Genomic DNA, 12875 nt, shown 5'->3' with positions numbered 1-12875 from the left:
GAAATATATTGAAAGGGGACTTTTTACATTGATTACTAAAGATATACACTTAAACGCAATAAAAAAAATGCACATCCATACCAAAACTTCTGAATCAGTACGTCTTGGTATTCTCCTTGCAATTGTTGGAGGTTTCTTAGATGCTTACACCTTTGTCTGCAGAGGTGAAGTTTTTGCTAATGCTCAGACTGGTAACCTTGTTTTACTTGGAATAGCTCTTACGAAGAGAAATCCTGGCCAAGCAATTACAGCTTTACTGCCTATTTTAGCATTCGTGCTTGGGGTGATATTTACCGAAAGGATAAAAGATATTAAAGTTCCATCAATGACTTTTGCTACAAATGCGGAACGTATAATTTTAATTATTGAAATTATTGTGCTTTTTATTATAGGATTTATACCAACTACAGTCCCTAACATATTTGTAACAGTTCCAATTTCATTTGTGTCATCAGTTCAAATCGCATCTTTTGGAAAACTAATTGACTCTCCATATAGTACAGCTATGTGCACAGGTAATTTGCGTTCCGCATCTCAAGCTGCTTATAAAGCATTTATAGAAAAAGATAAAAAACTTGCTTTCAAAAGTATTCGCTACTTAGTTATAATCTTTTTCTTTATTGTTGGAGCTTATTTAGGCGGAATCTTAACTTTACACGTTGGTGGCAAATCAATTTGGTTCGCCGTAGTAATATTAATTATTTCAGTAGGCTTATTTAGCTTTGATAAATATATTTTTGATCATAACAACAAAGAACAAATAACAAGTGTAACTTAGAATGTCATTAAAATATTTAAATTATATAAAAAAATACCTCAGGTAAAATAAACCTGAGGTATTTTTCTAAAATGTTACAACTTCAATATTTTCAATTGATTTTTGTACTAATTCATCCACATTTAATTTTTCTTCTTCTTTCATTATTGCATCAAGTTTTGGATTTGTCTTCGGATGCTTTGGAACAAATATTGTACAACAGTCTTCATAAGGCAAAATTGAAGTCTCATATGTTCCTATTTTTCTTGCTATTTCCATTATATCTGTTTTATCCATTGCAATTAACGGCCTAAATGCTGGTCTATCAGCACAATTATCACTTACAATAAGACCATCCATAGTCTGACTTGCAACTTGGCCTATACTTTCTCCCGTACTTACTGAATTTATTCCATACTTATCTGCAAGTCTACATGCTATCCTCATCATAAATCTTCTCATTATTATTGTAAGTTCATCTTCTCTACATTTATTTATAATTTCCATTTGAATATCTGTAAAAGGAACTATGTACAAATTAATTTTTTCTGTATATTGAGCTAATATTTTCGCTAAATCTTTAACTTTATCCTTTGCTCTTTCCGATGTATATGGGTGACTGTGATAATAAACACAACTTACTTCAACACCTCTTTTAGCCATCATGTATCCTGCCACTGGGGAATCAATACCACCAGATAACATTAACATTGTACTACCATTCATTCCATACGGAAGACCTGCTGCGCCCTTTGTTATATCAGTATTTGCCCAAACATAAGCATAATTATTTCTTATTTCAATATTTATTAAAATATCTGGATTTTTAACATCAACATTTATTTCTCCATCTAAATTAGTAAGAACATATGCTCCTACTTTCCTTGAAACTTCCATAGAATTCAATTCAAATTTTTTATTAGCTCTATTTGTAATAATCTTAAAAGTATTTCCTTCTGATTGTCTAACCTTTTCTAACGCAACCTCTTGTATACTATTAAAATCTATGTCAACTTCTCTAACTAAACATACTTCAAGTATCCCAAAAACTTTACTGATCCTATTAATACTTTCTTCTATTTCATCAGTTTTTATAAAATATCTTCCACTATCGTGTATAAATTCAGCTTTTATCCCATCAAGTTTTTTAGCTATATTATCTCTTAATTTTCTTTCAAATTTACCTCTGTTTAACCCCTTTAAAAATATTTCTGGTGCGTACTTTACTAAAATAAGTTCTCTCATTATTTTTTTATCCTCCTTAAAAATTTAAGTCCTTTTTCTAAAATGTCTACTACATAATCTATCTCTGATTCATCATTATCATCCGAAAAAGAAAATCTAATTCCTCCTGATATTTCATCCTTAGTTAATCCTAAAGATTTTAACACATAACTACCACCAATTCTCTCTCTTTCCTTAGAAGAACACGCTGATCCTGTAGACACATATATTCCTGATTCCTCTAAATAATGAAGCAATACTTCGCCTCTTACACCTCTAAAAGAAACATTCAATATATAAGGTGAAAAATCATTATTTAGTAGACTATTTATCTTTATATTATCGATATTACTTAATTTATCAACGAATTTTTTCTTTATTTGAAATACCTTTTCGTAATTTTTTTTCATATTATCATTTGAAATCTTAGAAGCTAAAGCCATTCCCATAATTCCAGATATATTTTGTGTACCCGCTCTTATTCCAAACTCTTGAGATCCACCTTCTATCAACGGTGATAAAGAACTAGTATTTTTTATATATATAAATCCTACACCTTTAGGTCCATGAAATTTATGAGCACTCACTGTTAGAAAATCTATATTCATTTTCTTTACGTCTATAGGTAATTTACCATAGCTTTGAACTGCATCAACATGAAATTTAGTTCTATTGCTACTTGCTCTTATTATGTCTCCTATTTCTTTTAGATCTTGGATTACTCCAACTTCATTATTTACATGCATTATTGAAACCAATACAGTTTCCTTAGTTATAGCTTTTTTTAGCTGTTCTAAGTTAATCTTACCATCTTCATTTATCTCTAAAAATGTTACTTTAATATTATTTTCTTCTAATTTCTTTATAGTATTCAAAATAGAAGCATGTTCAAAAGGAGTTGTAATAAGATGAGTTCCGCTTTTCAAAAGCCCCTTTAGAACTAAATTATTTCCTTCACTTCCACCCGAAGTAAAATGTATTTCATTTTCACTTGCGTTTATAGTTTTAGCTAATATACCTCTGCATTCTTTAAGTTTTCTTTCACTTTTCAACCCCAAATTATGTAAGGAAGACGGATTTCCGTAAAATTCCTTCATACCAAAACTCACTTCATCTATTACCTCATCAAGCGGCTTTGTTGTTGAACTATTATCAAAATAAACTTCCATATAAGTCTTCTTCCTTTCAAGTTTATAAACGTCTAAAGATCAATTATAAAATATATTCTTCCCTTATTATCTTATAAACTTACTATGTAATATACATGTTTTATTATAACAAAAAAATAATCCCTGCATAGTATTTTTTTAAATATATAAAATGAAGCAGTAAATAAGAATTTCTTACTTACTGCTTCTGATAGAGAGAGAAAATTAATAAGGAATAATTTCTTAGTATTAATTTTTGCTATACTTTTCGTAATATTTAATAAGACCTTGAGTTCCTAGATCACCCAAATTATCGTTATCTAATGTTTTATACATTTTTAGCACTTCATTTAATACGCCTAAATTTATGGAATTATCCGTAGACTCTTCTATTGCTAAATTCATATCCTTAATAAAATGTTTTATATAAAAACCAGGGTCAAAATCTCCTTTTAACATACGAGGAGCCATATTTTTCATTTGCCAACTTCCCGCTGCACCTTCACTTATACTATCAAGCATGGTCTGAACATCTAATCCTACTCCTTTTGCATACGTAATTGCTTCGCACACTCCAGCTATCGCACCAGCTAAAGCTATCTGATTTGCCATTTTAGTATGCTGTCCATTCCCAGCTTTTCCTTCATAAATTATATTGGTTCCAAGTGCAGATAAAACATCTTTGTGTTTTTCAAAAACTTCTAAATCTCCACCAACCATTATAGATAATGTAGCATTCTTTGCACCTACATCTCCTCCTGATACTGGCGCATCCAAAGCATATATTTCTCTCTTTTTAGCCTCATTATAAATTTTTATAGAAAGCTTCGGACTTGTAGTAGTCATGTCAATTATACAAGACTCTTTTTTAGCATTCTCTAAAATGCCATTTTCCCCAAAATAAACTTCTTCTACATCTTTAGGATATCCTACAATTGTTATTATGACATCTCTATTATTTGCACAACTTTTAACATCGTCGCACCATTTAGCACCTTCATTTATAACATCAAGAACTTTTTCTTTTGTCCTTGTATAAATAGATACCTCATATCCTTTCTTCATTAGGTTTCTAACCATAGATTTTCCCATTACACCTACACCTATAAATCCAATTGTCTTCACTTCAAACTCCTCCATTTTTAGTTATAATATTTTGTATCCTCATATTTAACTTCTTAAAATTAGTATTAAGAATCTTTTTCTACGTCAATCCATGTCATTTTACTTTTTAATCTATTAATTTCTGCTTCCTGATCTTTTATTATTGTTTTATAATAAACTTCTTTATCTCCCCACTCTTTACTTAAATTGTTTATTAATGATGCCATTTCGTCAGCACTTCCTACAATTCTATTAAAGAGCATTAAGTTGGACTTAAGTATTTCCGGAATTTCATTATGGGAATATCTTAACCTATGATCTATTTCCCCATATCCTTCCTCAAAAATTGTTCTAACCTGTATCTCCGCTATTACCTTTTCATTGATTGGATAAAATTCAACTAAATAATGAACTGATCGATATCCAGAGGCTTTTGACCTTACTTCTATAATAGGATCATCAAAAACATCTATATTATCTCCTTCTCTTACATTTGCAGTAATCTCAGTTACATTCCAAGTTTTTATTATAAAATCATGTATCCCCTGCCATTGGTCTTTAAATATATGTATAACTCTAATTCCTATTAAATCATTTATTTCATTTCTATAATTATTTACTGTAAATTCAAAATCATCTCCGTATTTATTTTTTCTATCTTCTGTCTTTCTTATAACTTTTTCTATTAATCTCTCAGGATCTTTAATCCTTGATTTAACAGAATGCACCATTCTCTGCGATCGTAAAATGTTTGCTATAAATGCAGCCTGGCTTTCATAAGAAGTTTTATAATTTATGTAGTCTTCGTAGATTTCCTTAAGATTTTCAATATTAATATTATTTTTAGAAATTATTTCTTTAGCCTGAGGATATTTTTCCAAAAATATATCTATGTTAAAACTTTTTTTCATTCTGCATACTCCTCTATAAATTCCATTAATTTCGATACTATATAGATTATACTACATTAGGCATAATCAAAAAATAACAAATCCATCTGCCACATCTATTTTCCATCATGCTGCATCAGCAGATTGCCCTACTAGCTTGCTATGATCCCACTCTACTTTCTTGCCTGATGAAAAATAATCATAGCATTTTGACCTTGTTATTCTCTTTCATATGCCTTAATTAAAAATTATTTCAAAAAACTTCAACCAAAATAAGATTGAAGTTTTTTATTAAAATTATATGGTTTATAATAACTAATAGTTTAGATTAAATTTCTATGAAATAGTCCTTTTCAAGGTATATAAATGTAAATTGTTTATTATAGCCCAAATTTTTATATGCAAAATACTTGTAAAGAATATGCTATCCAGCTTCTAATTTAATTCTTAGCAAATTTTTCAGTTCTATTTCTTGTCTATAAATTTTGATATTATCATTGTACAGACAGTATTTCCTGATGAATTTAATAATGTCGCTGGTGCATCAATTATTGTAGCTATTACAAGCATTATAGCTAATGCTTCCTGTGGAAATCCAAATATACTTAAAATGAGCATTTCACCAATCGCCCCACCTCCTGGCACCGCCCCAACTACTGCACCAATGAGAAGCCCTGCTCCTAATATAGGAAATAAGGAACTAATAGTATTTATGTCTCTGCCAAATATAGCAAACAAGAACATTATTTTATATATTCCTCCAATTACTGAACCATCCTTATGAATATTGACTCCAAGTGGCATTATTATATTAGCCAAGGTATCTGATACCCCCATATTTTTAGTTGCTTTTATATTTACTGGTATGCAGGCAGCACTAGAGCATGTTGCTAATGCAGTTATTGAAGGTTCTGCTGCATTTTTCCAAAACAATTTCACGCCTTCTTTTCTACTTGCTATATAAGCATATATACTGAAGAATACAAAGAAGTATATTATGGAGACAACAAAGTATAGTATAAATATTTTTGCATACCCACTTAATATTTGTCCTCCTAATTGTCCAATTACATTTGCAAAATAACTCCAAGTCCAATTGGTGCATAATACATAATTATATTTACAACTTTCATTGTCACTGTAGCTCCACTGCTTAAAAATGACGCAAAAGCCTTGCCTTGTTCCTTAGAAATCATAGTTCCAAAACCTATTAATATAGAAAATAATATTAGTGCTAACAAATTATTTCTGGATAAAAGTTCAGAAAAATCCCCTACACTTATACTCGAAACAATCTTTTCTAAAACTCCTACACTTTTAGGTGTATCTATACTATTAGTGGTCATTAGATTATTAAACATTGATGGATCCAACCCAACTGCTGGATTAAACATTTTGAAACTAATTACTCCTATTATGCCTGAAATAATTGCAGTAATTCCAAATGTAATCAATGTTATTATAAATATTCTTCCGAGCCTTTTTGATTTATCCATATTAGCTATCGCGGAAGCAATACTAAAGAATACTATAGGAACTAACATTGTAAATATTAAATTCAAAAATAAATTTCCTAGTGGAGCAAATATTTTAGCTTTATCTCCCATGATAATACCTATCGCCCCGCCTAATAATATCGATAACACTAGAATCAATGACGATTTATAGTTCTTTAAAAATCTCAATTTTCTCACCCCTAAATTTTGATGCTTAAATTATAAATACTAGCACTATCCAAGAGCTTTCCTAACAATTTCCCTATCATCAAAATATATTTTATCTTTACCTATTATCTGATAATCTTCATGCCCTTTTCCTGCTATTATTAATAAATCATCGTCTTTCAAAAGTTTTAATCCTTTTTCAATAGCTTTCTTTCTATCAACAATTTTCTCATAAGTTGAATTTATGACTTCCATTCCTTCTTCAATGTCTTCAATTATTTTTATCGGATCTTCTGTCCTTGGATTATCTGATGTTATTATGCAATAATCTGATAAAATTCCTGCCGCCATTCCCATTACTTTTCTCTTACTCTTATCTCTATCTCCACCACAACCAAATACAGTAATAAGTTTGCCTTTAGTCGTCTCTCTTGCCATCATTAATAGTCTTTCTAGCGCATCCGGAGTGTGTGCGTAATCAACTATTATATTTTTATTTAAATTATTTTTTATCATTTCTAGTCTTCCCGGAACATGTCTTAGATTAGATAAACAGCTTATAATGTCACCCATATCCATGCCAAGACCTATACAAGCTCCTATAGCAGCCAAAACATTATATACGGTTATTTTTCCAGGAATATTTACTTTTACATCTGTAATACACCACCAGCGCCATTTTATGTCCCTAAATTTGATTTTGAATATTATACAATCATTTCTATATCTAATCTCAGTTGCTCTAATATCAGCCTCTTTATTTATTCCATAAGTTAAAATCTTGCAACTAGCCTTTTGTATAATTTCTTCTGCTATTCCATCATCTAGATTTATAACTCCTAGCTCACATTTTTTAAACAATTTTATCTTTTCATTCTTATAATTCTCCATTGTTCCATGTTCTTCAAGATGATCTTGAGATAGATTTGTAAATACTCCAACTTTAAAATCACAATACTCAACTCTCTGTTTTGCTAATGCAGACGAAGTGACTTCCATTACAATATTTTCAGCACCTTTATTAATAAATTCCCTAAATAATCCTTGTAATTCTAATGATTCAGGTGTTGTAGGATTAACCTTTTGTATGCTTGCTTTTTCTTTATTAAATTCATATCCCAAAGTTCCTATTATAGCTGTTCTTTTTTTATATGACTCCAATATGTCTTTTATATAATGTATAACTGTAGTCTTTCCGTTGGTACCTGTTACTCCAACCAAATTAATTTCTTTAGAAGGTTCATTATAAAACACGTTAGCTATACTTGCTAAAGCTAACTTAGTATTTCTTACTTTTATTACTGTTATATTTTCATTATCTATTTTAATTTCTTCCTGTATCACTATTGCTAAAGCGCCACTTTTTATTGCTTCATCTATATAGTCGTGACCATCTGCATTAGCCCCCTTTATGCAGATAAACACTGAACCTCCTTTCACTTTTCTAGAATCATAACTAACACTCCTAGCATCTATATCAACACTGCCGCTAATTATTTCGTAATCTAAATCTTTTAATAAATTGTATAACTTCATTTTTATTCCTCCAAGAATTACTTAACTTCTTATATCTTCATTATATACAACATTTTCGCATTAAATAGTGCATATATTGCTTGATATACTGCAAAAAGTGCTTTATGATTTTAATATATATGTTGCAATTGAATTTTTACATTATTATTATAATTGTGCACTTAGCTTACTGGAATTTTAAATGTAAGTTTATTATTACTACATATATAAAACTAAGATTTATATATACACTTCTTAGAGTTAATTGAATATATATTTATATCTTATATTTTTAATTAATACATTTGTAATTAGAGTTATTTCAAGGGAGTTTTCAACTATGAATAAAAATAGTAATAAATCAGGCTACTTAAACAATGATTTTCAATTATTTCATTTAAAAGATAAAAAAAATCAAGAATTCGAGTTCCATTATCACGACTTTAATAAAATAATAATTTTTTTATCTGGAAAAGTAACTTATTTAATTGAAGGAAAAGCATACAACTTAAAACCATGGGATATTCTACTTGTAAATAATCATGATGTTCATAAACCTATTATTGATTCTTCTGAAATTTATGAAAGAATTATTATCTGGGCGAATTCTGATTTTATAGAAAACCATAACTATGAAAATTGTGATTTATCTACTTGTTTTAGACTAGCGAATGAAAAAAGTTTCAATCTTATTAGACTTAATAGTAAATTGCAAGATAACATTAAGTTTATAATAGATTCACTAATGACTTCATTTAATTCAAAAGATTTTGGTAGTAAACTTTTGAGCAATTCATTATTTATTCAATTGCTTGTATACTTAAATAGAGTTCATCTTAACAACATGTATATAAATGATGAAGGATCTCTCAAATATGATAAGCAAATTGAAAAAATCCTGAAATATATAAATAATAATTTATCTGAAAATCTTTCTACGGAGACTCTATCTCAAAGGTTCTATATTAGCAAATATTATCTTATGCATAAATTTAAAAAGGAAACTGGATATACTCTTCACAACTATGTAAATCAAAAGAGATTACTAATGGCAAAGGACCTTATAAGTAGTGGTGAGCAAATTACGAAAGCTTATTTACAATGTGGATTTAATGATTATACATGTTTTCTACGTTCATTTAAAAACCTGTTTAAAAAATCTCCAAGTGAGTTTTCACCAAAAACAAAAAAACTATCTTAAAATAGTTTTCTATTCTTAAGATAGTTTTTAATAAGTTACCAGTATAAATATGCTAACTCATTAATATTTAATATTAGTTAAATTTAATATGGCAATAACCAGTAGGATTTTTTTCTAAATAATCTTGGTGATATTCTTCTGCTGTGTAGTATTTCTTTAACGGTTTTACCTCAGTTACAACTTGAACATCACATTTTTCTTGAATCTTTGCTTTACTTCTATTAATTGTATCAGCATCAGATTCATCAATATAATAAATTCCACTTCTATATTGAGTCCCAACATCTCCAGCTTGTTTATTTACTGTCGTAGGATCGATGATACTCCAAAACTTATCTAATAATTCATCAAGCGAAACTTTTTTTTCATCGTATGTTATGTAGCATACCTCAACAAAGTCTGTATCATTTTTGCAAACTTCTTCATATGTTGGATTTTCTGTTTTTCCATTTGCATATCCTACTTCTGTTTCTAATACTCCTGGTATCATAGAAAAGAATTTCTCTACACCCCAGAAGCAGCCTCCGCCAAAAACTATTTTTTTCATATTTAACACATCCTTTAACAGCATTATAAACCCAAATAATAGCACTTTGCAATTATATATATTATAATTGAGTTTCTAAATTTTTATCTTAATTGCGCCATTGGCTTAGCATAATAATGAATTTAGATTTATCATTTCAATAATTTTACCTATTGAAATAGTGTGCCTTATAAAATCAAGTTTTCTTTTCACTATTAACTCTATCCATCCAATTTAAAATATCCTTATATACCTGCAATTTATTTACTTCGTGTAAAAGATCATGATATTTGTCTGAATATATTTTAGTAAAGACTTTCTCATACCCTATTCTTTTCATAAACCTTGTTAATTCATTAAATCTTTTTTCACTTATAATAACTATATCATCTTCTCCTGCAATGGATAGAATCGGGAGATTTAAGTTTCTTTTTGCCCAGTCTTTTTTGCTATAGTCAATTTTTATTAAGTTACATAGATTTTCAAAACCATTTATTGTGAAAATAAATCCACAACCTTCATCATTCGTAAACTTATCTCTTTCTATTTCTGACGTCGTTATAGCATTATCTCCTATTCCTCGAAGTATTTTATGTATAAAAATTGACCTATAATGATCTCCCTTTATCTTTTCTATAATTTTACACAATTTTTTAATATACGGGATGACTTTATTCTTTACTGGTGAACCACAAAGTATAAGACCATCTAACTCATAATCATATTTTTTTAAGTATGCTCTTGCAATTAATGATCCCATACTAAATCCAAATAAAAAGTAAGGATATTTCTTGTACCTTTGCTTCATATATAGTGTTATCTGATGTAAATCATCTACGAGATTTGTGGTTCCGTTGTTATAAAAATATCCATAATCATTTTTAGTAATAACACTTTCACCATGACCTATGTGATCATGGACTATAGAAATATAACCATTGCTGCCTAAATAATCCATGAACTGTATATAGCGTTTTCTATGCTCCATCATACCATGACTAATTTGAAATATTCCCTTTATTTCGCCCTTAGGTACATAAAGCGTTATACCTAGATTTATATTGTCTTGCATAGATTTCATCTTAAAATCCTTAAATTTTTTAGAATAATCTTCCACTTCATTTTCATAAGATAATTTATTCATAAATTCCTCTTTATTAAAAAGCTTATTTTTTTATATGCTTCCCTTATTTATAGAAATTTAAAATACTTATGAAAGAAATCTATAAAACTCCAATGTCTTGCTTTATGTTTCTTACAAAACAAAATACCCAAAATCTCATTTAAGATTCTTTCAGGCATTTTAAATTTCCTAATTTAATATAATAAATTTTTATTATAAATTCTCATATACTGCCTTATCATATAAATAAATAATTGCGAATAAATAATCCTTTAAACTTATAATCGCTTTACAAAAAGCACTAACTTCAATATCTATATATACGAAAGCCATGATACTATATTATCATTTTTCTGTTCACTAACACTCTCTCCAACTGTTTAGATAACAATTTAATCTCGCTAGTAAGCTCACTAATTTCTTTTTCCTTTTCTTTTATTCTAGTATCCTTGAGCTTTAATTGCTCTTTTAGTAATTTTAATTCTTTATTAAAACCTTCAATATAATTATGAGAAATAGCTTGTAATTGAGAACGTGAGATTCCTATTTCTAAATCGTTGTATACATTATGTTTAAGCTCACTAAATATCTTATCCCTGTTGCCATACTCCATATATGATATTAATTCATCATTAATTTCTCTATTTCCATTTAGAACTCTAAAAAATACATTAGTTATTATATTTAATATCTCTATTCCAGAACCATAAATTTTATTATTCTTATCAGATACAATAAACGTATTAATTTTACTCTGAACATTATCTTGTATACTTAAATTAATATTTCTATTGTTATATATATCAAAGAAATTTTGCATTATACTACAATTTCTATTTCCTACTTTTGCTTCAATAACTATCCCACCTGATTCTCCGTCATTCTTAGTAATAAATGAATAGAACTTCTTTAAAAGTCTTTTTGTCACTATTGAATACGAATCATCTGATTCATTTAAATTTTGCTTAATTGAGCTTGAAATTATTTTGAATCTTAATCTGCTAATCAATGTTGGTAATTTATTTACAAACTCACTTATTATAATTTTATCAATATTCTTGTATACTTCCTCTTTTAATATTATATTATCCATTGGTATATTTGCATCACTATCCAGAAGACATTCTTTCTTATACTCATTTAATTTTCTTTTCAATTCACATTCACTGTTTTTCCAATCGATGCAATAATCATATTCAAAAATCAACCCTACCATTGAGAAATTTCCGCTTTTATCTAAACTTCTAATTCCCCTTTCATCAATAAACATTACATATTTTTTCCCCATATAAACTTCTCCCCTTCACTAATTACTCTTTAACCTAATATACCCAATATTCTTTACAACGCACAACAACAGATACATCCTTATAACTATCCTAAGCATGCTTTTTTACATATAATTTATTAAACATCATCGTACTAATGCGATTTTTTAAAGGAAATATATTTTTTATTACCCTACTACTCAAAATTAAATTCTCCTCTATTTTTTGATACGTCGAAATAGCAAATACAATCACAAAATAAGTTTAAATTTATCTTGCAATTGTATCCGTTAATACTAAATAAATATATGGCATACTTCTATAGATTTAGAACTTAGATTACTAAATTTATGAAAAATATTTTTCTAGTATTCTAGAGCTCTTAAAATATTTATAGAGACAGGATAATTTACTCGTTAAAATTATCCTGTCTCTATAGAAAATATATCAGTTTA

10 protein-coding genes and 1 pseudogene are annotated in these 12875 nt (G+C 28.4%); 2 read left to right on the top strand and 9 right to left on the bottom strand.

Annotated features, from left to right (window positions below; genetic code table 11):
• Window positions 1-28: 28 nt before the first annotated feature.
• The gene (locus tag AXY43_RS21765; RefSeq protein ID WP_011968648.1) at window positions 29-778 is read left to right on the top strand and encodes a YoaK family protein; all 750 of its coding nucleotides are present in this window, start codon (window positions 29-31) and stop codon (window positions 776-778) included.
• Between the two features lie 66 nt (window positions 779-844).
• Here the strand turns inward: AXY43_RS21765 and thiI are convergent, their stop codons facing one another.
• The 6 genes and pseudogenes from thiI to AXY43_RS21735 all read right to left on the bottom strand — a co-directional run bounded on the left by thiI (window position 845) and on the right by AXY43_RS21735 (window position 8323).
• On the bottom strand, window positions 845-2002 hold the full coding sequence (gene thiI, locus AXY43_RS21760) for a tRNA uracil 4-sulfurtransferase ThiI (RefSeq protein ID WP_011968647.1): 1158 nt from the start codon (window positions 2000-2002) through the stop codon (window positions 845-847).
• Window positions 2002-3150: a cysteine desulfurase family protein gene (locus AXY43_RS21755; RefSeq protein ID WP_011968646.1), complete on the bottom strand. Its 1149-nt coding sequence runs from the start codon at window positions 3148-3150 to the stop codon at window positions 2002-2004. Before AXY43_RS21755 ends, thiI begins: the two co-directional genes overlap by 1 nt.
• A 228-nt stretch (window positions 3151-3378) precedes the next feature.
• Entirely contained in the window at window positions 3379-4269 is an 891-nt protein-coding gene (locus tag AXY43_RS21750; protein ID WP_207715893.1) for an NAD(P)-dependent oxidoreductase, read from the bottom strand.
• 50 nt (window positions 4270-4319) lie between these two features.
• On the bottom strand, window positions 4320-5144 hold the full coding sequence (locus tag AXY43_RS21745; RefSeq protein ID WP_011968644.1) for a RelA/SpoT domain-containing protein: 825 nt from the start codon (window positions 5142-5144) through the stop codon (window positions 4320-4322).
• A 444-nt stretch (window positions 5145-5588) separates the two neighbouring features.
• Window positions 5589-6808 (bottom strand): annotated as a pseudogene (locus AXY43_RS21740) (dicarboxylate/amino acid:cation symporter).
• Between the two features lie 45 nt (window positions 6809-6853).
• A complete protein-coding gene (locus AXY43_RS21735; RefSeq protein WP_011968642.1) occupies window positions 6854-8323 on the bottom strand; it encodes a UDP-N-acetylmuramoyl-L-alanyl-D-glutamate--2,6-diaminopimelate ligase in 1470 nt (489 codons plus the stop codon).
• 319 nt (window positions 8324-8642) lie between these two features.
• Here AXY43_RS21735 and AXY43_RS21730 point away from each other — a divergent pair, with 319 nt between their 5' ends.
• Window positions 8643-9503 carry an AraC family transcriptional regulator gene (locus AXY43_RS21730; protein ID WP_105412142.1) on the top strand — a complete coding sequence of 287 codons (861 nt, stop codon included), beginning with the start codon at window positions 8643-8645 and terminating at the stop codon, window positions 9501-9503.
• A 73-nt stretch (window positions 9504-9576) separates the two neighbouring features.
• On the opposite strand, the gene msrA is transcribed toward AXY43_RS21730, so the two are convergent.
• From msrA to AXY43_RS21715, 3 genes are all read right to left on the bottom strand, one after another.
• The gene (gene msrA, locus AXY43_RS21725) at window positions 9577-10050 is read right to left on the bottom strand and encodes a peptide-methionine (S)-S-oxide reductase MsrA (RefSeq protein WP_041895162.1); all 474 of its coding nucleotides are present in this window, start codon (window positions 10048-10050) and stop codon (window positions 9577-9579) included.
• A 175-nt stretch (window positions 10051-10225) separates the two neighbouring features.
• Complete coding sequence (locus AXY43_RS21720; RefSeq protein WP_105412141.1) at window positions 10226-11173, bottom strand: alpha/beta fold hydrolase; 948 nt, start codon at window positions 11171-11173, stop codon at window positions 10226-10228.
• Window positions 11174-11489: 316 nt separating this feature from the next.
• Window positions 11490-12440, bottom strand: a complete 951-nt coding sequence (locus AXY43_RS21715; RefSeq protein WP_105412140.1) for a DUF3800 domain-containing protein — start codon at window positions 12438-12440, stop codon at window positions 11490-11492.
• Between the last annotated feature and the right edge of the window lie 435 nt (window positions 12441-12875).

Source organism: Clostridium sp. MF28 (assembly GCF_002969175.1).
GTDB lineage: Bacteria > Bacillota > Clostridia > Clostridiales > Clostridiaceae > Clostridium > Clostridium beijerinckii.
Note: the sequence above shows the minus strand (reverse complement) of the source record. Positions and strands in the feature narration are given on the sequence as shown.

Coding starts and splice junctions, on each gene's coding strand:
- AXY43_RS21750 (WP_207715893.1), bottom strand. CDS start 4,269: ATGGAGGAGTTTGAAGTGAAGACAATTGGATTTATAGGTGTAGGTGTA.
- AXY43_RS21730 (WP_105412142.1), top strand. CDS start 8,643: ATGAATAAAAATAGTAATAAATCAGGCTACTTAAACAATGATTTTCAA.
- msrA (WP_041895162.1), bottom strand. CDS start 10,050: ATGAAAAAAATAGTTTTTGGCGGAGGCTGCTTCTGGGGTGTAGAGAAA.
- AXY43_RS21755 (WP_011968646.1), bottom strand. CDS start 3,150: ATGGAAGTTTATTTTGATAATAGTTCAACAACAAAGCCGCTTGATGAG.
- thiI (WP_011968647.1), bottom strand. CDS start 2,002: ATGAGAGAACTTATTTTAGTAAAGTACGCACCAGAAATATTTTTAAAG.
- AXY43_RS21735 (WP_011968642.1), bottom strand. CDS start 8,323: ATGAAGTTATACAATTTATTAAAAGATTTAGATTACGAAATAATTAGC.
- AXY43_RS21715 (WP_105412140.1), bottom strand. CDS start 12,440: ATGGGGAAAAAATATGTAATGTTTATTGATGAAAGGGGAATTAGAAGT.
- AXY43_RS21720 (WP_105412141.1), bottom strand. CDS start 11,173: ATGAATAAATTATCTTATGAAAATGAAGTGGAAGATTATTCTAAAAAA.
- AXY43_RS21745 (WP_011968644.1), bottom strand. CDS start 5,144: ATGAAAAAAAGTTTTAACATAGATATATTTTTGGAAAAATATCCTCAG.